The 24,322-nt window shown below is 45.7% G+C and carries 26 protein-coding genes, 5 tRNA genes and 1 pseudogene; 9 read left to right on the top strand and 23 right to left on the bottom strand.

All coding sequences use genetic code 11. The annotated features are described in order from the left end of the window. The 15 genes and pseudogenes from Q0340_RS05670 to Q0340_RS05600 form a co-directional block, all read right to left on the bottom strand. Positions 1-1,105: pseudogene (locus Q0340_RS05670) on the bottom strand (DNA-directed RNA polymerase subunit beta'); the annotation flags it as partial. Continuing rightward, positions 1,102-5,238 carry a DNA-directed RNA polymerase subunit beta gene (gene rpoB / locus Q0340_RS05665; protein ID WP_298082508.1) on the bottom strand — a complete coding sequence of 1,379 codons (4,137 nt, stop codon included), beginning with the start codon at positions 5,236-5,238 and terminating at the stop codon, positions 1,102-1,104. The gene rpoB and the pseudogene Q0340_RS05670, both read right to left, overlap by 4 nt. A gap of 90 nt (positions 5,239-5,328) precedes the next feature. After that, positions 5,329-5,709, bottom strand: coding sequence for a 50S ribosomal protein L7/L12 (rplL, locus tag Q0340_RS05660; protein ID WP_177386842.1), 381 nt, complete (start codon positions 5,707-5,709; stop codon positions 5,329-5,331). A gap of 20 nt (positions 5,710-5,729) precedes the next feature. Continuing rightward, complete coding sequence (gene rplJ, locus Q0340_RS05655; protein ID WP_295152864.1) at positions 5,730-6,209, bottom strand: 50S ribosomal protein L10; 480 nt, start codon at positions 6,207-6,209, stop codon at positions 5,730-5,732. 113 nt (positions 6,210-6,322) lie between these two features. After that, positions 6,323-7,024: a 50S ribosomal protein L1 gene (gene rplA / locus Q0340_RS05650; RefSeq protein WP_291939398.1), complete on the bottom strand. Its 702-nt coding sequence runs from the start codon at positions 7,022-7,024 to the stop codon at positions 6,323-6,325. 56 nt (positions 7,025-7,080) lie between these two features. After that, a complete protein-coding gene (gene rplK, locus Q0340_RS05645; protein WP_005872629.1) occupies positions 7,081-7,506 on the bottom strand; it encodes a 50S ribosomal protein L11 in 426 nt (141 codons plus the stop codon). A 20-nt stretch (positions 7,507-7,526) separates the two neighbouring features. Then, positions 7,527-8,057, bottom strand: coding sequence for a transcription termination/antitermination protein NusG (gene nusG, locus Q0340_RS05640; protein WP_291939405.1), 531 nt, complete (start codon positions 8,055-8,057; stop codon positions 7,527-7,529). Between the two features lie 14 nt (positions 8,058-8,071). Beyond that, entirely contained in the window at positions 8,072-8,245 is a 174-nt protein-coding gene (gene secE / locus Q0340_RS05635; protein WP_005872632.1) for a preprotein translocase subunit SecE, read from the bottom strand. Between the two features lie 12 nt (positions 8,246-8,257). Further along, positions 8,258-8,333, bottom strand: a tRNA-Trp gene (locus Q0340_RS05630). Between the two features lie 9 nt (positions 8,334-8,342). Further along, positions 8,343-8,516, bottom strand: coding sequence for a 50S ribosomal protein L33 (gene rpmG, locus Q0340_RS05625; RefSeq protein WP_005872634.1), 174 nt, complete (start codon positions 8,514-8,516; stop codon positions 8,343-8,345). Between the two features lie 55 nt (positions 8,517-8,571). Beyond that, positions 8,572-9,771, bottom strand: coding sequence for an elongation factor Tu (gene tuf, locus Q0340_RS05620; RefSeq protein WP_040304280.1), 1,200 nt, complete (start codon positions 9,769-9,771; stop codon positions 8,572-8,574). Positions 9,772-9,827: 56 nt separating this feature from the next. Next, positions 9,828-9,902 (bottom strand) — tRNA-Thr (locus tag Q0340_RS05615). 113 nt (positions 9,903-10,015) lie between these two features. After that, a tRNA-Gly gene (locus tag Q0340_RS05610) sits at positions 10,016-10,092 on the bottom strand. 12 nt (positions 10,093-10,104) lie between these two features. Next, positions 10,105-10,189 (bottom strand) — tRNA-Tyr (locus tag Q0340_RS05605). Between the two features lie 36 nt (positions 10,190-10,225). Beyond that, positions 10,226-10,301, bottom strand: a tRNA-Thr gene (locus Q0340_RS05600). Positions 10,302-10,427: 126 nt separating this feature from the next. Here Q0340_RS05600 and Q0340_RS05595 point away from each other — a divergent pair. Continuing rightward, positions 10,428-10,640: a hypothetical protein gene (locus Q0340_RS05595; RefSeq protein ID WP_297882846.1), complete on the top strand. Its 213-nt coding sequence runs from the start codon at positions 10,428-10,430 to the stop codon at positions 10,638-10,640. 621 nt (positions 10,641-11,261) lie between these two features. On the opposite strand, the gene Q0340_RS05590 is transcribed toward Q0340_RS05595, so the two are convergent. The 7 genes from Q0340_RS05590 to hemB are packed head-to-tail and all read right to left on the bottom strand — an operon-like array spanning position 11,262 to position 16,948. Further along, entirely contained in the window at positions 11,262-12,566 is a 1,305-nt protein-coding gene (locus Q0340_RS05590; protein WP_298082507.1) for a (Fe-S)-binding protein, read from the bottom strand. 11 nt (positions 12,567-12,577) lie between these two features. Then, complete coding sequence (hemN, locus tag Q0340_RS05585; protein WP_298082506.1) at positions 12,578-13,942, bottom strand: oxygen-independent coproporphyrinogen III oxidase; 1,365 nt, start codon at positions 13,940-13,942, stop codon at positions 12,578-12,580. Then, positions 13,935-14,417 carry a DUF2603 domain-containing protein gene (locus Q0340_RS05580; protein WP_298082505.1) on the bottom strand — a complete coding sequence of 161 codons (483 nt, stop codon included), beginning with the start codon at positions 14,415-14,417 and terminating at the stop codon, positions 13,935-13,937. The genes hemN and Q0340_RS05580 overlap by 8 nt, the downstream gene beginning before the upstream one ends. Positions 14,418-14,432: 15 nt before the next feature. After that, complete coding sequence (gene argF, locus Q0340_RS05575; protein ID WP_298082504.1) at positions 14,433-15,356, bottom strand: ornithine carbamoyltransferase; 924 nt, start codon at positions 15,354-15,356, stop codon at positions 14,433-14,435. Beyond that, positions 15,353-15,745: a type II toxin-antitoxin system death-on-curing family toxin gene (locus Q0340_RS05570; protein ID WP_298082503.1), complete on the bottom strand. Its 393-nt coding sequence runs from the start codon at positions 15,743-15,745 to the stop codon at positions 15,353-15,355. The genes argF and Q0340_RS05570 overlap by 4 nt, the downstream gene beginning before the upstream one ends. 10 nt (positions 15,746-15,755) lie before the next feature. Beyond that, positions 15,756-15,971: a hypothetical protein gene (locus Q0340_RS05565; protein ID WP_298082502.1), complete on the bottom strand. Its 216-nt coding sequence runs from the start codon at positions 15,969-15,971 to the stop codon at positions 15,756-15,758. A gap of 2 nt (positions 15,972-15,973) precedes the next feature. Further along, entirely contained in the window at positions 15,974-16,948 is a 975-nt protein-coding gene (gene hemB / locus Q0340_RS05560; RefSeq protein ID WP_298082501.1) for a porphobilinogen synthase, read from the bottom strand. Between the two features lie 63 nt (positions 16,949-17,011). On the opposite strand from hemB, the gene ribA reads away from it, so the two are divergent. The 8 genes from ribA (at position 17,012) to Q0340_RS05520 (ending at position 22,954) form a co-directional block, all read left to right on the top strand. Further along, on the top strand, positions 17,012-17,572 hold the full coding sequence (gene ribA / locus Q0340_RS05555) for a GTP cyclohydrolase II (RefSeq protein ID WP_298082500.1): 561 nt from the start codon (positions 17,012-17,014) through the stop codon (positions 17,570-17,572). Beyond that, complete coding sequence (rsmG, locus tag Q0340_RS05550) at positions 17,569-18,147, top strand: 16S rRNA (guanine(527)-N(7))-methyltransferase RsmG (protein WP_298082499.1); 579 nt, start codon at positions 17,569-17,571, stop codon at positions 18,145-18,147. Before ribA ends, rsmG begins: the two co-directional genes overlap by 4 nt. Continuing rightward, the gene (locus Q0340_RS05545) at positions 18,147-18,353 is read left to right on the top strand and encodes a hypothetical protein (RefSeq protein ID WP_298082498.1); all 207 of its coding nucleotides are present in this window, start codon (positions 18,147-18,149) and stop codon (positions 18,351-18,353) included. Before rsmG ends, Q0340_RS05545 begins: the two co-directional genes overlap by 1 nt. Next, positions 18,350-18,892 (top strand): hypothetical protein, encoded by a 543-nt coding sequence (locus Q0340_RS05540; protein WP_297921307.1) that lies wholly within the window; start codon positions 18,350-18,352, stop codon positions 18,890-18,892. The genes Q0340_RS05545 and Q0340_RS05540 overlap by 4 nt, the downstream gene beginning before the upstream one ends. Before the next feature lie 571 nt (positions 18,893-19,463). Beyond that, positions 19,464-20,666: a chloride channel protein gene (locus Q0340_RS05535; protein WP_298082497.1), complete on the top strand. Its 1,203-nt coding sequence runs from the start codon at positions 19,464-19,466 to the stop codon at positions 20,664-20,666. A gap of 200 nt (positions 20,667-20,866) precedes the next feature. Next, on the top strand, positions 20,867-21,289 hold the full coding sequence (lysM, locus tag Q0340_RS05530; protein WP_297998052.1) for a peptidoglycan-binding protein LysM: 423 nt from the start codon (positions 20,867-20,869) through the stop codon (positions 21,287-21,289). A gap of 195 nt (positions 21,290-21,484) precedes the next feature. After that, positions 21,485-22,153 (top strand): hypothetical protein, encoded by a 669-nt coding sequence (locus tag Q0340_RS05525; RefSeq protein ID WP_298041828.1) that lies wholly within the window; start codon positions 21,485-21,487, stop codon positions 22,151-22,153. Positions 22,154-22,432: 279 nt separating this feature from the next. Beyond that, positions 22,433-22,954: a hypothetical protein gene (locus Q0340_RS05520; protein WP_298082496.1), complete on the top strand. Its 522-nt coding sequence runs from the start codon at positions 22,433-22,435 to the stop codon at positions 22,952-22,954. An 88-nt stretch (positions 22,955-23,042) separates the two neighbouring features. Here the strand turns inward: Q0340_RS05520 and Q0340_RS05515 are convergent, their stop codons facing one another. Beyond that, on the bottom strand, positions 23,043-24,101 hold the full coding sequence (locus Q0340_RS05515; protein ID WP_298082495.1) for a DUF3137 domain-containing protein: 1,059 nt from the start codon (positions 24,099-24,101) through the stop codon (positions 23,043-23,045). Between the last annotated feature and the right edge of the window lie 221 nt (positions 24,102-24,322).

The raw sequence follows: 24,322 nt of genomic DNA, 5'->3' as shown, positions 1-24,322 counted from the left end.
CGATGACGGAGCGGCCCGAAAAATCCACGCGCTTGCCGAGTAAATTTTGACGGAAGCGGCCTTGCTTACCTTTAATGATCTCGCTTAGAGATTTAAGCGGTCGCTTATTGGCGCCCTTTACGGCGTTAGCGCGACGTCCGTTGTCAAAAAGCGCATCCACCGCCTCTTGAAGCATTCGTTTTTCATTGCGGATGATGATCTCGGGCGCGTCGAGCTCCATCAGCCTTTTAAGTCTAGAATTTCGATTTATGACGCGTCGATATAGATCGTTTACGTCCGAAACCGCAAATTTTCCGCCTTCAAGGCTTACAAGCGGGCGTAGATCGGCAGGTAGTACGGGAAGATTTGTAATCATCATCCACTCGGGCTTATTGCCGGAATTTAAAAAGCTCTCGACGACCTTTAGACGCTTGACGATGGTTTTTTTCTTCGCTTCGGAGTTTGTGTTAGCCATCTCCTCCTTCAAAGAATTTAAAATTTCAACTAAATCAAGCTCAGCTAGCATATCGCGGATTACCTGACCGCCCATTTTAGCGACGAAGCCCGTCTGCGAAAAGCGTTCTTTTAGGCTCTGATACTGCTCTTCGTTTAAAACGTCGTATTTCTCGACCTTTTTGGAATTTTCGTTGTCGTAAAATGCCTCGCCTGCACTTTCCACGATATACGCCTCATAGTAAAGCACGCGCTCGAGATCTTTCATCTTGATGTTTAGTAGCGTACCTATGCGACTAGGCAAGGAATTTACGTACCAAATATGCGCCACCGGCGTTACTAACTCAATATGCCCCATTCTAGTACGGCGAACCTTCGAGCTCGTGATCTCGACGCCGCACTTTTCGCACTTCCAGCCTTTGTAGCGCATCTTTTTATACTTGCCGCAGATGCACTCATAATCCCTTACGGGGCCGAAAATTTTAGCGCAAAATAGACCGTCGCGCTCCGGCTTGAGCGTGCGGTAGTTAATAGTCTCGGGCTTTTTGACCTCGCCGTGGCTCCAAGCCTTGATCTGCTCGGGACTAGCAAGCCTGATTGCAAACGCGTCGAAATCGTGAACTCTAGCGTCCTCTTTTATTTCTATTCTTTCTAAATTTGAATTATCGCTCATTTATTCTCTCCATTCTCGTAAATTTCAACGTCTAGAGCAAGCGATTTAAGCTCGTTTGTTAAAACAAAAAATGTCTCAGGAATTCCGGTAGACGGAACGTTTTCGCCTTTTGTTAGCGCCTTATACGCAGCCAAACGTCCGTCGACGTCGTCGGATTTGATCGTTAGCATCTCGCGAAGCGTGTATGCCGCGCCGTATGCCTCCAGGGCCCAAACTTCCATCTCGCCGAATCTTTGACCGCCGAATAGCGCCTTGCCGCCGACCGGCTGCTGCGTGACTAGGCTGTAAGGACCTGTACTTCTTGCGTGAACCTTCTCGTCGACTAGGTGGTGCAGCTTAAGATAATACATGCAGCCCACGTTTACGCGCTCTTTGATCTTTTCGCCGGTGCGGCCGTCGTAAAGCTCGGTCTTACCGTCCTGATCGATGCCCGCCATTTCAAATAGCTTTTTGAAATCCTCCGGCACGATACCCTCAAATATCGGAGCGGAAAATCTAACGCCCTTAGCCCAGTCTCTAGCGTATTTCAAAAGATCTTCGTCGCTGATCTTTTCAAGCGTTTTTTTAGCCTGCATTAGTTTGGAAACGCCTGCGATCTCAATCATTTTGGCGCGAAGGGTTTTTATCCATTCGCCCGTTTTCTCCTCTAAAATTTTAGCGATCTGCTCTCCTAAGCGCCAGCCCACAAGACCTAAGTGGCTCTCCATTATCTGACCGATATTCATACGACTTGGAACGCCGAGAGGATTTAGCACGATATCCACGCGCTGTCCGCTAGGCAGATACGGCATATCGACCTCAGGGACGATATTTGAAACGATGCCCTTATTTCCGTGGCGGCCCGCCATCTTATCGCCCACTTTTAGCTTGCGCTTAGTAGCGATATAGACCTTTACGAGCTTAACGACGCCGCTTGGTAAGATATCGTCTTTTTCTAAAATTTCGATCTTTTCGTCATGCTCCTCTTTTAGCTTGCGCTTCTCGTTTTGGAAATGATTTTTTAGCTCCTCATATTCCTTCTGAACAGCTTTAGAATAAGCCTTGACGAAGGAATTTAATGTAAAGCGGTTGGAGCTTTCAAGCTCCTCTTTTTTAACCTTATCGCCCTTTTTATAATCTTTTTTATTGAGGCTTTGATCGCTTTGCAAAGCGCTTTTAGAAAGAAGCGCCACTACCTTTAGCATCTCCTCGCGATCAAGCATCAAAAGCCTGTCGTGATGCTCCCTTTCGAGCTCGGTTTTTTCATCCTCATAGGCTTTGTTCGTGCGCGGATCTTTCTCGTAGCCCTTTTTGGTAAAAATTTTAACGTCGATTACCACGCCTTCCATTGAAGCGGTAACGTAGAGAGATTTATTTACCACATGCCCCGCCTTCTCGCCAAAAATTGCGCGCAAAAGCCTCTCTTCAGGCGTCGGCTTGACCTCGCCCTTCGGAGTTACCTTGCCTACCAAGATCATGCCCGGTTTGACGTGAGTACCTATCTTTACGATACCGCTATCATCGAGGTGGGTAAGCTCCTCCTCTTTGATATTAGGGATGTCGCGCGTGATCTCCTCCACGCCGTCTTTTAGCTCTCTAGCCTCGATCTCCTTTTCATAAACATGCACGCTGGTGTATTCGTCGGCACGAATCATCTTTTCGCTCATGACTACGGCGTCCTCGTAATTATAGCCATGCCACGGCATGAAAGCTATAAGGGCGTTTTTACCGATCGCAAGCTCGCCGCCGTCCATGCTAGGACCGTCGGCTATGATTTGACCTGTCTTTATCACGTCGCCTTTACGCACGATAGGGCGCTGTGAAAAGGTAGTGTTTTGGTTAGTGCGTAAATTTTTCTCCATCGAGTAGTGATCGATAAACGGCCCCTTCTCATCCTCGCCCAAGATAAATATATTTTTATTATCGACCTTTTCTACGACGCCGTCGCGACCGGCCTTGATCGCTTCCCACGAATCGCGTGCGATGATCGCCTCCATGCCCGTTCCAACGATAGGAGCAGTAGAGTGTAGAAGCGGCACGGCTTGGCGCTGCATGTTCGAGCCCATCAAGGCGCGGTTAGCATCGTCGTGTTCCAAAAACGGAATCAGCGACGCCGCTACGCCCGCGACCATACCGGAGCAAAGGTCTATCAGCGAAATATCCTCGCGTTTAGCCATAATATTTTCACCGTCTTTTCTGACCTCTAAAAGCTCTTCTACAATATTGCCCTCTTCGTCCAATTTAGCGGACGCAGGAGCGATTACGAGCCCCTCTTCTTGCGTAGCGGTAAGATATACGATCTCGTCGGTGACCTTGCCGTTTACGACTCTTTTATACGGAGCCTCGACGAAGCCTAGATCATTTACCTTCGCATAGGTCGCTAGGGTATTGATCAGACCGATGTTTTGACCCTCCGGCGTCTCGATAGGGCAAATTCTACCGTAGTGCGTAGGATGGACATCGCGCACCTCAAAGCCGGCGCGCTCTTTAACCAAACCGCCCTCGCCCAGCGCAGATAGACGGCGCTTATGCGTGACCTCGCTAAGCGGATTGGTCTGATCCATAAACTGGCTTAGCTGGCCACCGGTGAAAAATTCCATAAGCGTAGTGGTGATGATTTTAGGATTTACGAAATCATACGGCATAAGTTCGTCGAGGTTGCCGCTGATGGCGGTAAATTTATCCTTGATCGCCTTTTGAACCTTGATAAATCCAAGGTGCATCTCGTTTGCCAAAAGCTCTCCGATTGAACGTATGCGGCGGTTTCCGAGATTATCGCGATCGTCGATGAAGCCGTCGCCGTTTTTAACCCTGATTAGATATTTAGCCGTCTTGATAATATCCTCGCTGGTTAGTACGGTTACGTACTCCGGCGCCTCGATACCCAGCTTGTGGTTCATCTTCATACGACCTACTTTGGTTAGATCGTAGCGCTCAGGGTTGAAAAATAGATCGTTTACGAAGCTCTTTGCCGCCTCTTTTACCACCGGCTCGCCGGGGCGCATAACTTTGTAAATTCTAATCGCGGCCAGATCATTCTCGTCATCTATGCCCTCGCTTTGCTGCAAGAGTTTAAGCGCGTCGGCGTCTTGGATGAAGGAATTTATAATCGAAGTGTCTACGCCACTAGCTAGGTCGTTGGCGATCGTAAATTTTTTCTCGGTGTTAGCGATCTTGGCTAGCTTGCCCTCATCTAGCGCAGTTAGCGAATCAAAAAGCACTTCGCCGCTGTTTTTATCGACGATGGCGTCGGCTAGGTAGCGCTCGGCTAAAATTTCAGCCGGATACTCAATGAGCTTTAGTCCGTCCTCTGCTAACTTCTCCGCTTTTTTGACCGTTAGGCGCTTGCTTGCTTGATGAAGCACTTCGCCCTTTTCGTTTATAATGTCGTAATCGAGCCTGCCCGCGTATTCTTTCGGATCGAAATCGGTCAGGAATTTTCCTTTTTTAATATAGATCGTCTTAATAGGATAAAATAATTTTATGATGTCTTGTTTTTTGTAGCCGAGTGCGCGAAATAGGATCGTGATCGGAACCTTGCGCCTTTTATTTATGCGCACATATAGTACGTCTTTTACGTCGTATTCGAAATACAGCCAGCTGCCGCGATCAGGTATTATTTGAGCGGTGTAGATGAGTTTATTTAAAACCGTAGGGCTCTCTTCCTCTTTGAAGATTACGCCCGGGCTTCTGTGCAGCTGATTTACGACTACGCGCTCGACGCCGTTAATGATAAATGAAATTCTATCGGTCATTAGAGGAATGTCGCGAATGAATATATCTTGCTCTTTGATCTCTTTTACGCCGATTTTTTTGCCCGTCTTTTCATCGCGCTCATGCACAAGCAGACGGAGCTTCATCTTTAAATTTACCGAATAAGTAAGCCCTCTTTCCATGCATTCTCTAATCGAATACTTTGGCTTTGAGATTTCGCTGCTTACATACTCGATACTTAGTCTATTCTGTGCGTCGTGGATAGGAAAAATGGCTTTGAAAACCTTCTCTATGCCGCTTTCTCCACCCGAGTTATCAAGATTTAAAAAATGATCAAAACTTTTCTTTTGTAGTTGTAATAAATTCGGAATTTCGATGTCTTTGGGAACCTTTAAAAAATCCACCCTAAGACGATTTCCTGAATATAGGCTGTTTAACATTCCACTACCTCGTAGTTGTATTTTAAAGAAAGAAGTGCCGATGCGACGCACCGGCACACATTTGTATGCGAAATTTTAAAATTCCGCGATTTATTTGAGTTCGACTTTAGCGCCTGCTTCTTCAAGCTCTTTTTTAGCCTTCTCGGCGTCTTCTTTGTTAAGTCCCTCTTTAAGAACGGACGGAGTAGCCTCGGTAGCGTCTTTGGCTTCTTTTAGACCAAGGCCCGTTAAGGCGCGAACAACCTTAATTACGTTGATTTTCTTATCACCTGCATCAAGCAATACGACGTCGAATTCCGTTTTTTCTTCAGCCGCTGCCGCACCTGCGCCGCCAGCACCTGCGCCGCCTGCTACCATAACCGGAGCTGCGCTTACGCCGAATTTTTCTTCGAATTCTTTAACTAACTCGCTAAGCTCTAGCACCGAAAGATTAGAGATATACTCTAAAACATCTTCTTTTGAAATTGCCATTTTATTCTCCTAAATTTTAATTAAGCGCTAGCTTCTTTTTTCTGCTTAAGCGCATTTAAGCCGATCGTAAAATTTTGAATCGGCGCATTCCATACTTGAAGTAACATCGCGATAAGCTCGTCTCTCGAAGGCATCTTCGAAAGCGCCCTAACCTTATCTACGCCGGCTACTTCCCCATCGATATGAGCGGTCTTAAGCTTAAAAATTTCATTTTTCTCTTCAAATTTAGCCGCTACTTTACATACAGAAAGCTGCTCGCCCCATAAGAAGATATTGGTATCTTTAAAGCTAAGTCCGTTTTTTTCGGCATTTTTTAAAGCGATATTGGCTAGGGTATTTTTGATAACCCGAACCTTTACGCCCGCTTCGCGCGCGCTATTTCTAAGATCTTCAAGCTGCTTAACGCTAAGGCCTTTAAAATCGGAAATTACTATAGCTTCGCTAGCTTTGAAAGCCTCGCCAAGCTCCGCTACTATCTTTGATTTTTCGTCTCTCGTCATTAGGTCTCCTTTCCGATCGGTGATTTCAAGCCAAGCGATCGAAATTTTAAAATTTCGATCAATTAAGTTAAAAACCTTGAGCTATCTCCAATCTAAGATAAAAATTTAAAATTTTATTTTAAATCGATTATTTCTTGATTATCCAGTGTAACTGCAGGGCTCATAGTAAGTGAAAGCGATGCGTGAGTTACGTATCTACCTTTCGCAGTCGCCGGCTTATGCTTATTTATGGTTTTAATAAACGTCGTAAGATTGTCTAAAAGCTGCTCTTTACTAAAACTTGCCTTGCCAAGGCCTGCATGGATATTTCCCTGCTTATCGACGCGGAAATTTACCTGTCCGCCCTTGGCGTTTTTAACGGCCTGAGCAACATCCATAGTAACGGTACCGGTTTTAGGGTTCGGCATAACGCCTTTTGGACCAAGAATACGACCTACCTTACCGACTAGTCCCATTAAATTTGGAGTGGCGATAAGAACGTCGAAATTTATATTTCCTTTTTGAATCTCTTCGATCAGATCATCGGCACCCACGATATCGGCACCCGCTTCGCTAGCCTCGCTAGCTTTTGCGTCTTTTGCAATCACGGCTACTCGAACGCTCTTGCCAGTGCCGGCAGGCAAAACGACTGAGCCGCGCACCATCTGATCGGCATGTCTTGGATCTACGTTTAGTTTAAGAGCGATCTCCACCGTCTCATCGAATTTAGCAGAAGCTAGAGTTTTTACCGTGCTTACCGCTTCGTCTACGCTATAAATTTTATTTACGTCAACTTTTTTTAAAAGTTCGTTGAATCTTTTTGAATTTTTTGGCATATATTTCTCCGCAATTAAAGTGCTACCGCTTTTTTAAACCTTAGCGGTCAAAAGGTCTAGTCAGTGACCGTAATACCCATAGAACGAGCCGAACCCGCTATAATCCTAGCCGCCTGCTCTCTATCTTTGGTATTTAGATCGGCGATCTTTTTCTCGACGATCTCTAAAACCTGAGCCTTAGTTAGGGATGCTACCTTCTTTTTAAGAGGATTGTCCGAACCCTTATCTATCTTCGCCGCTTTTTTGATCAAATCCGTCGCAGGCGGTTGTTTAGTGATGAAAGTAAAGCTTTTATCGGCATAAACCGTGATGATAACAGGGATATTAAAGCCTGCCATATCTTTGGTTCGCTCGTTAAACGCTTTGCAAAATTCCATAATATTAACGCCCTTTTGACCTAGTGCAGGACCTACCGGCGGGCTTGGATTTGCTTTTGCGGCCGCTATTTGAAGCTTAATTTCGCCAACAACTTTCTTAGCCATAAATTTACTCCTTATAAAATTTAAATAATCTTTTCAACTTGCGAGTATGAAATTTCAATCGGCGTGCTTCGTCCGAAGATCGAAACATTGAGGCGAAGCTTGCCGTGGATCATATCATACTCTTCTACGATGCCGTTAAAATTAGCAAAAGGCCCATCGACGATCCTAACCGTCTCGCCCTCATCAAAATTAATCTTGGGCTTAGGAGCCTCGCGATTATTAATCTTTTCTAGAATTATTTCGATATCTTTTTCCGGTAGCGGAGAGGGCTTTTTCGCCTCGCCGATAAAGCGACTGACCTTAGGTAGCATCTGAATTCTATGCCATAAAGTGGTATCCAGATCTAAATTTGCAAAGCAATATCCTGGATATAAGCTACGCTCTTTAATGGTTTGCTTTGTATTTTTGACCTCTATAACATCTTCGGTAGGCACTAGCACTTCGCCGATCTTAGCCTCAAGCGCTTCATCTTGCTTTAGCGCTTCTATCGCACGCTTTACCGCCATCTCGCTGCCAGCGTAAGTTTGTATCGCATACCATTTATTTGCCATATTGCGATCCTTACTTAAGCCGTTATCAAAGCGGACATAATAAGATCCACTAACGCTAAAAACAGTGCGATAACTACGACTACGACTACTACAGAGATATATGCTGTTTTAGTTTGATCTTTAGTCGGGAAAATTACCTTATCTAACTCTACTTTTGCTTGTTTATAATACTCTTTTACTTTTTCCATACCCAATCCTCGTGGCAGGGCAAGAGGGATTCGAACCCCCAACCATCGGATTTGGAATCCGGCGCTCTACCGTTGGAGCTATTGCCCTATAAAACAATTAGCCTTTTAACTTTACTTCTTTATGAAGCGTGTGCTTTTTTAATCTAGGGCAATATTTTTTAAGTTCTAGTTTTTCGGTCGTAGTTTTGCTGTTTTTATAAGTAGTATAGTTAATATCGCCACTTTCGGAGCATTTTAATCCGACCTTTACTCTACTTGAATTCTTTGCCATTTGGTTTCCTTGAATAAAAAAGCAAGCGGAATTTTAAAATTCCGCTTGCAAAAAATTAAGCGATGATTTTCGAAACGACGCCTGAGCCTACTGTATGACCGCCTTCGCGAATCGCGAAGCGAGTACCTTGCTCAAGAGCAATCGGAGCAATTAGCTCAACGGTGATTTTAACATTATCGCCAGGCATAACCATCTCGGTTCCCTCAGGAAGAGTAATCGAACCGGTAACATCTGTAGTACGAACGTAAAACTGCGGTCTATAATTATTAAAGAATGGAGTATGGCGTCCGCCCTCTTCTTTAGTTAGGATATAAACCTCGCCCTCAAATTTAGTATGAGGAGTGATCGATTTTGGTTTGCATAAAACCATACCGCGCTCTACTTCCTCTTTCTTAGTACCGCGCAATAAAACACCTACGTTATCGCCAGCTTCACCTTGATCCATCTCTTTTCTAAACATCTCAACGCCAGTGACGGTAGTAGTCTGAGTAGGTTTAATACCTACGATCTCGATAGTATCGCCAACTTTAACGATACCTTTTTCGATTCTACCGGTTACAACGGTACCGCGACCGGAAATCGAGAAAATATCTTCGATCGGAAGAAGGAAATCTTTATCAGTATCGCGAACAGGGGTTGGAATATAGCTATCAACCGCATCCATAAGCTCCATAATCTTTGCAGACCATTCGCCGTCTTGTCCGGCTTTCGCTTCCTCAAGAGCCTTAAGAGCAGAGCCCTTAATGATTGGGGTCTCGTCGCCAGGGAATTTATACTCTTTTAAAAGATCTCTAACTTCCTCTTCAACTAGCTCTAAAAGATCTGGATCATCGACCATATCGGTTTTGTTTAGGAAAACTACGATATAAGGAACGCCTACTTGGCGAGAAAGCAAAATGTGCTCGCGAGTTTGAGGCATAGGACCATCCGCAGCAGAAACAACTAAAATAGCGCCGTCCATCTGAGCCGCGCCGGTAATCATATTTTTTACGTAGTCGGCGTGGCCAGGGCAGTCAACGTGAGCATAGTGACGTTTCTCGGTCTCATATTCGATGTGAGACGTAGCGATAGTAATACCGCGCTCTTTTTCCTCTGGAGCGTTGTCGATATTGTCGTAGTCTTTTAGCTCGGCTAGACCCTTCCTGGAAAGAACAGCAGAAATAGCAGCTGTCAAAGTAGTCTTACCATGGTCAACGTGACCGATGGTACCAATGTTTACGTGTGGCTTGTTACGATTAAATTTTTCTTTAGCCATCATATCCTCCGTTATTGATTTGTGGATTACACAACAAACTAAGCGACTCTATTTTATGGAGCTCATAGCGGGACTTGAACCCGCGACCTCTTCCTTACCAAGGAAGTGCTCTACCTCTGAGCCATATGAGCCTAAACTCAGGCAAAGAGAAATCGCTACCAATACCCAACAATGCGACCAAAATTTAGATTATGTAAGCATATAAAAGCAGTTAAGTTTTACAGCTCCCAGTAAACCTAAATGGTGGAGCGGGAAACGGGGCTCGAACCCGCGACCCTCAGCTTGGAAGGCTGATGCTCTAGCCAACTGAGCTAATCCCGCATCAAAAATTCATGGTGGTGAGACGTGGATTCGAACCACGGAAGGCAAAGCCAGCAGATTTACAGTCTGCCCTCGTTGGCCACTTGAGTATCTCACCCTTTGATGAAATCTGGTCAAACACTGTTACAAAAAATGGAGCTGGTGGACGGGATCGAACCGCCGACCCACTGCTTACAAGGCAGTAGCTCTACCAGCTGAGCTACACCAGCATTTTGAAATTGAAGTGGCAATTATAACCGAAAAATCCCCAATTGTCAAGGCTAAAACAGCCTATTTTAAAATTTCATAAAATTTCTGCTATAATGCGCGCAATTTTAAATTTTAAGGAATTTTATATGAAAATCGTACCTTGGATCATAATAGTTTTTATGATTTATTTGATTTATTATTTTATCTCCCGCTCCGAAAAGCGTCTAAATACCCTTGAAAAGCGCTTAAATAAGATAGAAGAAAACTTAAGCGAGATAAAAAAAGCTACCGAAGCCAACAGGCTTTTGATCGAAGAAGCAAAGCTGGACTCTGAAGATGACGCAAAAGAGCAAGAATAAAATTAAATTTAAAGCCCCGATCTCGCTAGCTTAGCCTTTTTGCCAAATATCTCGTGCTGAAAATTATGAATATATTTTATAGTGCACTTTGGCATTTTTGAAAGAAATTTTGCCCCAACGCCAAAACCGCGAAATGCAAGAAGCTCATACGTAACTAATTCGTTAAATTTTACGAAATTTAAAATTCGCGTTTTAATCCTGCAACGCTAAGCAAATCCACGCGAATTAATAAATCAAAATTCCAGCCATTAGCCGCAAATTCCATAGAATTTCAAACAATACCGCTTAAAATTAGAATTCTTGCTAAAATCCATCTTACAATTCAACTTCTTAAAATTTTGCGCAAAATCGCTCAACAAAATTCTAAACCACAAAATTTTAGTATTTAAAATCATATTAATCAACCCCACCGCAGCAGCAAAGCCCATGGGTTCACACCGCACGCCACTTCAGGCTGATATATCCGAAAGCTTAAAAGCGCAAACCGCAACCTTGACAAGCTAACGATAAAATTTAATCATAATTTTTAAAAACCAAAATTTAAAAAGCGCAGAATTTTACCCCAGGATTTGAATTGAGTAAAAAGCCGGCGAAATGCAGGAATTTCACAAATGTTAAATTTTATCCATTGGAATTTTCCTCGCTCACAAGCGCTTCAGCGATGAGCTCCAGCGGATTTACGCACCTCATCTGCGAGCCACTTAAAGAAAGCGAGTTATTTAGCTGCATCCTGCACGCACTGCACTCGGCAGAGACTACGCGCACAGGCAGATCTGCCATTGCACGCGCCTTAGCTAATCCCACTGCGCGCGCGAGCTCGTAGCGCTCGGTTTGCATCGTCACGCCGCCAAATCCGCAGCATTTATTAGGCTCATCCATCTCGGTTATTTCGTAGTTTTGAGCGAGCAAGCCGCGCGGTTCTTTCCAAATACCCTGCATTTTACGGGCATGGCACGGATCGTGATAAGTAATCGCTAAAGCCCTTTTGCCGCGGCGCATCAAAAGATCACTTAAGTTTGTAAATTTATAAAAGTATTCGCTAGCCATAAAAATTTTACTCGCAAGCTTTTGCGCACGGGCTTTCCATTGCGGCTCATTTTCAAAAAAATGCGCGTAATCCACCTGTAGCATCGCAGAGCACGTAGCCTCGGGCACGATAATCGCATCAAGAGCAGGCAGAGCTTTTTCGAAATATGCTATATTAAATTTTGCCACGCGTTCAACCGCCGCAAAATCTCCCGTAAAATACGCAGGAGCGCCGCAACAGGCTTGTTCCTTCATCAAATTTACGTTTAGCTTTAGTGCTCGTGCGATATGTAAAATCGCCTCGCCTACGCCCGTGTAAGCGTAGTTTGCCATGCAGCCTATAAAAATTCCAATAGTTTTTTCGCCGCCGTTGTCGATAAGCTCTGCGTGCGAGTTCATAAAGCTCTTTTTCGCAGGAGCAGGTAGCAAGCGCTCTTTTTTAAGTAGTGGCAAGTCAAATCTAGGCGACATAGAGCTTTGCGTATCTTTTCGCATCTTAAAGCCACAGCTAAGAAACACGTATCCAAGCGCTGCCGCTAGATCCAGCGCTTTGCGGTGCCCAAGCAGCCAAAACGCAGCTTTTTTGTACCACGCGATGCCAAATTTTTCCGCAATGCGCGCGCGAACATTCTCGATTGCCGTATCTATGGGCAAAGACTCGCCGCAAATATCTACGCAGTTGGTGCATAAAAAGCAGCTTTCAAAAATTTTCTTAGCGTTTTTATCAAGCTTTAGCTCATTCCTGCCATAAGCGCCCAAAAGATCCACAAATCCGCGCGGGCTCGTTACTTCATCGCCGTTAATGCCATGAACCGTGCAGACTTGGATACATTTACCACATTTTACGCAGCGCTCGCTAAGTGCCGCAAAATCGAACGCTTCAAGCTTTGCCCTACTCATAGCCGCGCCGCTTAAACGGTTTTAGAAAAGCGCTTCTCGCCCAAATTTTTACCCATATACTCATCAAAGCACATCGCGATATTGCGGATCAAAAGCGTGCCGGTAGGCGTTACAGAAATTCTATGCGGCGAGACTTGCACGAAATCCTTTAGCGCCTCAAGCTGTTTTAGGCTCGCGCTAAAATGCTCGAAAAATTTTATCTTAAATTTCTCCTCGATCGCCTCTATATCGACGCAAAAATTACTCATAAGCCCCATAATCACCTCTTTGCGCAGCAGATCCTCTTCATTTAGCAAAATGCCCCTGCAATACGGCAGCCTGCCCGTATCGATCGCGGCTTCATACGCGTCCATATCTTTGAAATTTTGCGCATAATGGCGCGCGCCCTCGCCGATGCTAGTTAGCCCGATGCCGATCAGATCGGCGCCGCCTTTGGTCGTGTAACCCTGGAAATTACGGTGCAGTGAGCCGTTTTTAAGTGCGGCATGAAGCTCGTCTTCGGGCTTTGAGTAGTGATCCATGCCGATCATCTCATATCCGTTCGCGCTCAAAAAATCATGGGTAAATTTTAAAATTTCAAGCTTTACCTTGGGCTCTGGCAGCGTCGTCTCATCAAATTTACGCATAGATTTTTTGATCCACGGCACGTGCGCGTAATTAAATATCGCAAAGCGGTCCGGATCAAGCGAAAGCGCAAGCTCCAGTGTGCGCTTAAAGCTAGCTAGGCTCTGATACGGAAGGCCGTAGATCAGATCCATATTTATCGATTTTATCCCCCTCTCACGCGCCATGGCTATGACGTCCCTCGTAAGCTCGAAAGGCTGGATGCGATGGATCTCCTTTTGCACGCGCTCGTCGAAGTCCTGCACGCCGTAACTGATACGGTTAAAGCCGTTTGAAACAAGTACATCAAGCTGCTCGGCGTTTAAAAATCGCGGATCGATCTCACAGCTGATCTCGGCTTCAGAGCTAAAATTTGTAAAATATTTTTTGATATTTTTTATGTGGCGCGCGAGCTGTTCGGCGCTAAAATATGTAGGCGTGCCGCCGCCGAAGTGCATCTGCACGACCTGGCGCGAGCCGTCCACGACGCCGCTTAAAATTTGCATTTCGCGCTCGATATAGTCCAAATACCGATCCATCTTGTCGCGCTTGCCCGTGTAGATTACGTTGCAGCCGCAAAAATAACAGGCGGAGCGGCAAAACGGCATGTGAAAGTAAAGCGACAGCGGCGTGGAGCTTTTCTGATTTTTCAGCTCGTTCAAATACCCGTCGTAGCTGAAATTTTCGCTAAATTCCAAAGCGGTCGGATAGCTCGTGTAGCGTGGTCCTGGGCGCGAAAATTTCGCGTAAGCGTCGAAGTCTATGCTATTCACGGCTGCCCGCCTTGGCTTTGACAAGCTCTTCGATATCGATGAAAAGGTTCGGATGCAAACTTTTTACGCGCGAAACGACGGCATCGACGTCTAAGCTTAATCTTTTCGCATTCGGATTTGCGCCCGTTAGCCTTCTGATCTCGTCCATGCACACGATCCACGCGTCGCCGAAATCCACCGGCGTATGCTGCAAGATCGAACGCTCAAGCTTGAGGTTAAAATTTTCCTGCATCGCGTTTTTGGTCGCGGCGATGAGATTTGCAAGCGATTTTATCGAGATCATCGTGTGCACTTCGTTATTTTCGTCGATGCCGAACCACGGCTCCTCGTCGCTCCACGAGCCGCTTTTCAGAGTGAGTTTTTTCTCATTGTCCTCGCCCTGCGAAATTTCAAAAACCGTCCTTTTCGAGCTATCCAGCCCGAAAAATTCGCTCGCTTTGTCGATCTTTTTTAGCGCTTTATCTTTTTCTTCCATGCGTTCTCCTAAAATTTACTTTTTTTGATCCAGCCAGACCATGACGCCTTTTTGCGCGTGCAGGCGATTTTCCGCCTCTGCAAAAATTTCATCCGCGTGCGCTTCAAACACGGCCTCGCTCACCTCATATCCGCGGTACGCCGGCAGGCAGTGCAAAAAGATCGCGCCGCTACCGGCTAGAGCCATTAAGCTTTCATCTACGCAAAAGCCCGCGAAATCGCGAATTCTTTGCTCCTTTTCGCCTTCTTGCCCCATCGAGACCCAAGTATCGGTCGTCACGACGTTTGCGCCCCTTGCGGCTTCCCTTATATCGTTCGTTATTAAAATTTTAGCGCCTGAAATTTTAGCATTTTCTTGCGCCTGCGCCAGTATCTGCGGATCGGCCTCATAGCCCACGGGCGTCGCTACTCGCAGCTCAAATCCCAGTTTGCTAGCAAGCATCAGCCACGAGTGCGCCATATTGTTACCGTCGCCCACGTACGCGGCTTTTATCTTTGGAGTTTCAATACCGCGCTCCACGATCGTCATCAGATCCGCCATTAGCTGCACGGGATGAAATTTATCGCTTAGCCCGTTTATCACCGGCACGCGGCTAAATTCCGCAAGCTCTATTAGCGTCTCGTGGCGATTTACGCGCGCCATGATTAGATCGCACATTCGCGAAATCACGCGCGCGGTGTCTTTGATCGGCTCGCCTCGCCCGAGCTGGATGTCGCGACTGCTCAAAAACAGCGCGTGCCCGCCAAGCTCGTTCATTCCAACGTCAAAACTTACGCGCGTTCTAGTCGAGCTTTTTTCAAATATCATCGCTAATTTTTGATCTTTCAAATATGGCTTAAAATTTCGCGCCTTCGCCTCTTTTTTAATCTCAAAAGCTAAATTTAAAATTTCGATTATCTCGTCTTTGCTAAAATCGTTTAACGTAAGAAAGTGCCTCATATCGCTCCTTTATCTTTTATAAATTTACTAAAAAATTCTTTTAAATCACCTTTCGTCATATCGCCCGCAGCCACCTTTACGACTACGTCTTCCATCGCCGCATAAAATTCCTCGTCATCCAAAATTATAGAATTTGCCGACAAAAACATATCGGCTAGCAAAATCGCCGTCCTTTTATTGCCGTCGGTGAAAGGATGAAATTTTATGCACGAATGCGTCAAATGCGCGAGTTTATCTGCCATAGTAGGATAATACAGATCGTTTTTTATATTATGCAACGCAGACGATAAATAGCCGAGCGAAGTTTTATTATAGCCTTTGCTTCCGCCTATTTTTTCTAGCATTTTATCGTGGATGAAAATAGCCTGATGCAGCGTTAAATATTTCATTTGTCTTTTTTCATTTATCCTTTAATCGCTCAAAAACAGCTCTATTGCTCGGTTTATCCAATTTCGCAATAACGGTACTCGAAAGCTCGTCGAAATTTTCTATATACTCATCCCTATTTTCGGGCAAAATTTTGGCTTCAAATTTCATCTTTTTTGCCAGCTTCATCACGGCATCCAAGACGGCTTGCATTTCATTACTTTTAATTTCGAGTGCTATCTTATTCATCGCTAGCCCCTGTTTAAAATTTCCGCGATCTCTTTGGCGTGATAGGTGATGATCATATCCGCGCCGGCGCGCCTTATGCCTATCATCGTCTCCATCATCACGCGCTCATAATCGATCACGCCCGCTTTTTTGCCCGCCTGCAAAAGCGAGTATTCGCCGCTTACGTTATACGCGCAAATCGGCAGCAGCGTGCGCTCTCTCAGGTCTCTGATTAGATCCAGATACGCAAGCGCGGGCTTTATCATCAAGATGTCCGCTCCCTGCGCCTCGTCCTGCAGGCTTTCGTTGATCGCCTCAAATCTATTTGCGGGATCCATCTGGTAGCTGCTGCGATCGCCAAAACTTGGCGCGCTCTCCGCTACGTCGCGAAACGGCCCGTAGTAGCCGCTGGCAAACTTGCTCGAATACGCCATAATCGGTAAATTTTCAAATCCGCCGCGATCAAGCGCTCCTCGCAAAATCTCGATAATGCCGTCCATCATGCCGCTAGGCGCGATCATATCCGCGCCTGCTTTGGCGTGGATGAGCGCCTGCTGCGCCGAAATTTCAAGCGTCGCGTCGTTATCCACCGTCTGATGCACATGATCGATGATGCCGCAGTGCCCGTGGTCGGTGTATTCGCAAAAGCACAGATCGGTGATTACTAATAAATTTGGAAATTTAGCCTTTATCGCGCGCAGCGAAGTCGCGATGATGCCGTCCTCGCTTAGCGCGTCCGAGCCGATGCTGTCCTTTAGCGAAGGAATTCCAAAAAGTAAAATTTTATCCAAACCGAGCGATATGAGAATTTCACACTCTTTTAAAATTTCATCCAAGCTCATCTGAAATACGCCAGGCATCGAGGCGATCTCCTTTTTGATGCCGCTTCCTTCCACGACAAAAAGCGGATAGATTAGAAAGCGGGTTTGCAGATCGGTTTGTCGCACCAGATCCCTAAGCGCGGGGTTTATTCGTAGTCGCCTAAATCGTTTAAACATTATTTTTCCTTTTTTAGCTAGAATTGTGAGATTTATAATATCACAATCGGAGTAAATTTAAGCATGGATATAAAAATTTCAGAGGTCGCAAATCTCCCCTCCCGCTTCGGAAGCTTCCGCGTTCAGTCGTTTAAGCAAGGCGAGAAAGAGCATTTAGCGATATTTAAGCAGCCTTTGGAGGGCGTCGTAAACGTACGTATCCACTCGGAGTGCCTTACCGGCGATGCGATCGGCAGCCTAAAGTGCGACTGCGGCGAACAGCTCGAAGCGAGCCTAAAATATATCGAAGAGCATGGCGGCATGGTGATCTATCTGCGTCAGGAAGGGCGCAATATCGGACTTTTTAATAAAATCAACGCCTACGCGCTGCAAGATCAGGGCCTCGATACGATCGAAGCAAACCATCAGCTCGGCTTCAAAGCGGACGAGCGAACCTACGAGATCGTGGATTTCATACTCGCTCATTTTGGAATTTCGCGCATAAACCTGCTTACGAACAACCCGCAAAAGCTGCACGATCTAAAAGTCGAAGTAGTCGCGCGCGTGCCGATAATCATCACGCCTAATAAATTTAACGAAAATTATCTGCGCGTCAAAAAAGAGCAGATGGGGCATCTTCTGTGAAGCTTGCGCCCGGCGAGAGCTTTGGCGAGCAGATCGCTAAATTTAAAGCCTGTCTGCAAAAATTTAACCGCGTCCATAGCCTCACGAATTACGACGATTTGGACGCGGTGGTGCGCGACAGCCTAAGCGGAGCGAATTTCATACCGCGCTATCCGCGTATCGCGTGCGACATCGGCTCGGGAGCGGGCTTTCCCGGGCTATTTTTGGCGCTCGCGCTGCCGCTGTGCGAGTGGCATCTGTTTGAGCCAAATCAAAAAAAAGCGGCGTTTCTAACCTACGCGAAGGTTAGCCTCGCTCTAGCTAACGTAAAAATCCACGCCGAGCGCGTGCAAGACGGCGCAAAGCTGCGCGCCGATCTGATAAGCTCGCGAGCTTTGATGAGCGCGCGAAGCTTAATTGAAATTTGCCGCGGCTTTTACGATGAAAACACGACGTTTTTGCTCTACAAAGGCTCGGGCGCAGAGGCGGAAGCGGCGGAATTCCGCAAGGAATTTGCAAGCGCGCGCTGCGAAATTTTTAGCGGCGAAAACGCTTTGAAAAATAGAAAATTTTTAGTAATCAAAGGGGTGAAATAATGGGAAAAATTCTAGCCGTCGCCGTTATCGCGGCGCTCATATATTTTTTGATAGTGCCTAGATTTCGCATAAAGAAAAAGGATGATGCGACCGAGCTTTTGGCGTGCGACGAGTGCGGGACGTACTTTAGCAACGACGAGCTTGCTCTGCGCGATAAAAAGCGCCTTTGCAAATCCTGCGAAGCCAAACTAAAGGGCGGCAAATGATCATCCTAGGCCACGCGCTCGTGCCCTACGAGCCGCTGTATCTCATCAAAAACGGCGACGAAGTTTTCAAATACGACAATCTGCTCTTTAAATTTAACGACAGGCTCATCACCGCCGCGCAAAAGGCGGAGAAAAAATTTAGCGTTATTACGAACGATATAAATGAAATTTTGCTCGCAAACGGCGCAGGCGCGCGCTTCATCGTCGTGGATAAAAAATCAGCCGCGGCCGTGCAAAAGCTAGCAAACGATTATCTTTTCGACGCCAAGATTGCGATGTTTATCGGCTCTGCGCGGGCATTAAAAGGCCTAGCCGAGCTCGGAATCGATGCGGCGATCTTTAAAGACGCGATCGCAAACGCGCCCAAATCGCTACTTGCAAGCATTGGAGATAGCGTGGGCTCTAAATTTCACTTCGGGCTTCCGAAAAAAGATGAAATTTTCGGCGGCGCGCAAAAGCTCGCGGATAAAATTTCGGCTCTGGATAAAAAGCTAAGCGCGCCCGCAGCCGGTAAAAACGACGATATCTGGAAAAAATAGCAAAATCCTAAGCGAATTTATTCGCGGGTATAAAATTCCTATGACTCATGCAAATTAAAATTCCGCGCATAATTTTGCCTAGCTACGCAGCTTGGAATTTCACGCGAAATTTCGCCTGCTTACGCGGATCGGAATTCTACGCGGAATTTTGCACTCTTTCGCAAATTAGAATTCTGCGCGAAATCCCACGCATCCTCTGCAAAATTTTCTCGCTTACTCAATTTAAAATTTTACCCGCTCGGATAGATTTAAATTTTACGTAGAATTTCGCCTGCCTTCGCGGCAAGAAATTTCAAAAAGAATTTTATCCTCCCGCGCGATGCGAAATTTTACTAAATTTTCTACGCGCGATATAAAATCTACGTAAATTTTACTCGCGCAATTAACGTAAATAAAATTCTGCCTCTGCCTAAGCTTCATAGAATTTCGCGCAAAATTTTACTTACAGAGACGATATAAATTCCTAGCCATTGTTTTAAAATTTACTCGCGTTTTAGCTGCTTTTATGCGCATGATAAGGATTTTTTAAAGCTAAAATTTTATATAATTATGCGTTTCAAAAAGGCATATTTTGAGTACTAAATTCTTTCTAGCGATCCTTGCGATAGGCGTTATAATGGGGCTTTGCGCAGGGCTCTTAAACTTCGGCATCAACGAAATTGAAACTTTTGCTTTCGGACATAATGATGAGGAATTTCACATTATCACGGAGCAGACCACTGCGCTTAGGCGCTTTCTTAGCGTCCTCGCAGCCGGCGCAATCGTAACTTTAATTAGAATTCTGCTAATAAGACTAAAACCTTTTTTAAACGTAGCTTCGATGATGGAGGGGCAAAATCCGCCGTTTTGGCAAAATTTAATCCACTCGGTTTTGCAGCTTGTAGCCATCGCCATGGGCGCACCGGTAGGCAGCGAGGCTGCTCCGCGCGAGCTGGGTGGCTTGTTTGCGGCTAAAATCTGCCGCGCCCTAAATATCGGCGGAGACGAGCTTCGGCTATTTGTCGCATGCGGCGCTGGGGCGGGACTAGGCGCTGCATATAACGTCCCGCTAGCGGGCGCGCTTTTTAGCCTAGAAATTTTGCTTAAAAGCTTCGATACTCGAGCGATTTTGTGCGCCTTTGCCACGAGTGCGGTGGCCACAGCTACGGCGGAATTCGGAGCTTCAAAAGAAATTTATTACGCAGTTTCAAACTTCGCCCCTACCCCGCAGAATTTACTCGCAGCGGCTCTAATCGGGCTTGTCACGGGGGTCGCAGCAAAATACTTTCAAGACGGAGTGCGCTTGTGCGAAAAGCTGCGCATAAAAAGCCTCAAAATCGCGCTTACACTGCCATTTGCATTCTTGCTTACCGCGGCAATCGGTGCATACGTACCAGAAATTTTAGGTAATGGACGCTCCGCAGCGCAGTTTGCTTTCAACTCCGCGTCCTTCAGCCCCTATTTGCTTGCGATCTTGCTTTGCAAGGCATTTTGCATTCTGATGATCTTTCGCTGCGGTGGATACGGCGGCACGCTCACGCCGAGTTTCGCGCTGGGTGCAGTTTTAGGGCTATGCGTGGGGTTTGCGATCGGCGAAATTCTGCCTATTAGCCTAAGCGCAGCGGGGGTTTGCGGAGGGGCTGCCTTTTTAGCGATCAACTTAAACGCGCCGCTTTGCGCCTTTGCCCTAAGCGCGGGATTTTGCGGGCTAAATCTCAACTCATATTCAGTCGTCGTTTTTAGCATCGTATGTGCTGTGATCGCTAGAAATTTACTGACGAAAAATTTAGCGTAGTCGCAGCGCTGATAATTCATACGCTGCAAACATGAATCGATGGGCGCGGCGATGATGGTCCAAGAACCTGCCCCGTCAGCATAGAGTGAGCGCCATAGGTCGCATCACTGGGCTAGGGCGGAGCCGTAAGGATATGCGCCTAAGCTGATCGTTGGTAAATTTAAGATAAAATTTCGCCACTTTAACCAAAGGAGAAAACAATGGGTTTACTTTCATTCGTAGCCGAAGCAGGCAAGAAACTACTAGGTCTAGGCGATGACGCCAAGCACGTAAAAGATGAGATCGCCGCCAATCTCAGCTCTACGCCGGTAGAGGGGCTAGAGGTCGAGGTGCAGGGCGACACCGTCAAAATCAGCGGCAACGCCGATAAGGAAACTCTCGAAAAAGCAGCCCTCATCGCGGGCAACACCGCAGGCATCAAAAACGTGCAGATCGAGGGCATTAGAGAGGATAGCGCCGAGAACTACTACACCATCGTAAAGGGCGATAACCTATCTAAAATCGCGAAGAAATTCTACGGCGACGCGAACAAATACAAGATTATTTTCGACGCCAACCGCGAGGTTATCAAAGACGCGAACCTTATCTATCCGGGGCAGAAGATCAGAATTCCAAAAGCTTAAGCTCGCTTTTGAATACTGCGGCTTGATTTTGCAAGCCGCGGATTTGCTTTTGCGAGGCGGGTTTTGATTTTAAGCCGTGACGCGGTTTTGCGAGCCTGTTGCGGTAGATAGTGGATTATCCGCCGCACCTGCGTGCTGCCGCCCTATTTGAGAATATATAAAACGCTTTAAAATTCCGTTTATAAAGAGCTAAATTTGGATAAATTTGAAATCAGCGCTACGCTAAAAAAGACCGAAACTAGGGATTACGACAAATATCCGATAATCATCAAAGACAACGCAATAGAGATGATAAAGCTATATCTGCCGATTGTATTTATTTTGGACTTTCTTTCACATTTTGCACCATACAGACCACCACATCCAGGAGAGCTAAATGAACGCCCAAAAGAGCTAGGAAGTTGCTATATTAAATTTAAAAATTCCGCCATAGAGTATTTTTCTACGAAGAAGAATTTAGTCCTGCTCGAAATAAAATTATCAAATATAGTGGGGATAAAACGAACCTTTGGGCCTTCCCAACCCCAATTGCCGACAATCACAAAAAAGTTTGCAATTAGCGTCGTTATGATCTACTTCGTTTTGATGTCCACGGTTTTTTACTTTAAAGGCTATGCGATAGCCCCATTTATAGTGCCGATAGCATTTGGGCTCAGCATACTCCCGCTACTGATTTTTAGATTAGTAAACGGGCTGGGGTTTGGACTGGATATGCTAAGCGGCGATAGTTTGATCATTTTCGATAAGCACTTCATCATCGACGCCTCAATTTTAACGAACAGCGAATACAAGGAGCTAAAAACCTATTTTCTACTAAAAACGGGTAAAAATTTAGACAAAATCCGGCCGCAAATTTTTATATAAATAAAAGGAGTAAGTAATGGCGACACAAAGTAAAAATCGATTAGGCTATGCGAAAAACCATTACGAGAAATCAAAATTTCATAAAAAGAATGTAAAGTAATGGAAATTTCTCATAAGCGAAAACCCGGGGATTACGACAAAGAGCCGTTGATTATAAACGGCTATGAAAAATTTTTTGCGATCGCTTGGTATTTGGTATTGTTATTTTCCATCTTAACGATAGCTATAATAGAGGATTTTATAGAATGTGGATCTTTATGTTCACCAAAAGGCGTAGTTATGAATTTGGTAATGTTAGGAATTCTTATTGCGATATGCATCTTTAAGTTAATTCACAGCAAGCAACAAATAAGGTTTACGGATAGATATATAGAATTTGTCGAAAACGGCGTCGTTAAGAGATTTTGCAAAGTAGAATTCGACGAACTGCGAAGGAGCTTTTCGATTGACGTATTTATTAGCTCAGAAATTTTACAGTATATCTGCAATTTATCTCTTACGATAATGGGGTTCATAGCTTTAAAATGGGAACTTTTGGAGATAATATTTTTTATCTACCTATGGGGATTTCTCTTAAATTTTATATTTTATCTATCGGTGAATAAAAACCTCAAGGGCTTTAGTGCTATGCCGTTTATAAGGGTCGCCGAACCTACGACCAACCCCGGATATCACAATATTTTACCAAGATACTATCTTATCTATATCTACAATGATAAAATTTACAACGATATCAAAGAGTATTTTTTGCAGAAAAATATAGATATTGACTACATCAAAAAGAATTATCTGTTCGCCTAAAACTATAAAGCTGCAAGTATAAGTCTAGGCGATCGACGCTTGGTTTGCCGCAAAAATCTATAAATTTTATCTAACCAAACTTTCTCGTCTAAACCCAAATCCTCACGTTCAATTTTAAAATTTTAACGATACTCAAAAAGTTTAAAATTTCACTCTTTATCTCGCCTGCGGGGTCGCGGCGCAGCACGCTTTCATAGACGCTAGGCTCGAAATTATCGCGCCCGATGTGCACGAAAATATGGATCCGCCGCTCTCTGATGCTCGCCCAGATCTGCGCTCCCATCGCGTCGCCCACCGCCAAAAACCGCTCCATAAATGCAGGCGTCAGCACATACATCGCGTTTTGCGGCTCGTCGCTAAGCACCTTGTAGCGCGCGGCAAACTCCACGTTATCCATCGCAACGGGCTTTATACCTACGTGCTGTTTGTTTTGTATCTCGCGCGGATAGATGAAAACGGGCGCGATGATGCGTTTGTTAAATTCCGCTACGAAAAACGCCCCCACGAGCTCGTGCTGCAAATTTTGATGAAAAAAGCTCACGTCGCTAAACTCGAAGCTCACCCCCTGCCACGCGCCGCCCACGCGGTCATTGCCGCGCAGATTTTCGATGAACTCGAACAGATCGCTCTGCACCACGCGCCAAAACGGCACGCTGCCGTAGGAGACGTATTCGTAGCCGAGCTCGCGCACGAAAGGCGCCAGATAGTGCTGCTTGTAGCTTTGGCGGTATCGCCCGGTAAAGATATCTTGCGCGCTTCTTACGCCGAGCGCATAAAGCCGCGCCGCTAGCCACACCGCGAGCGCGACCGCGGCCAAGCCTATCAACGTCTGCGGTAAGGCCGCGGAGTATTTGAAGATCAAAAACGAGATCGCGACTGCGCCGAACTTTAAGATATTTTCTGTGCCGATCAGATCCTTTTGCCAGCCGTTTAAGTGCACCTCTTTAAGGCTCACGGCGAGCGAGGCGACCGCCAGCAGCACGAGCATCGTCGCGCTAAAGCTCTGCGCGCCCTGCCTATCTGCAAAATACGCGATAGCGCCAAATACCGCAAACAAGGCGATCGTGCTTACGACGACGATAAACTTTAGCTGCTCCACGTGCTTTTTCGCGTCCAGTCGCAGGCGCTCCAAATCATAAATAGTCAAAATTTCGCCCCTCTTTAAATTTGCCCGTAATTTTAGCGAAATTCTGGGAATTTTGGAATTTCAAAGCTCGCTCGTCCGCACATAATGCGAATTTTTTATATGAATTTTACACAGCGTCCTAAATTTAAGGATAAATTCAAAGATCTAAGTTTAAAATTCCGTCCCTGCGGGGGCGGTGCGCGGAAGTGGAATTTCGCATAAAAGCGGCGCCAAATTTCGGC

The organism is uncultured Campylobacter sp. (assembly GCF_938045595.1).
GTDB lineage: Bacteria > Campylobacterota > Campylobacteria > Campylobacterales > Campylobacteraceae > Campylobacter_B.
This window is presented reverse-complemented; position numbering and strand designations above follow the sequence as displayed.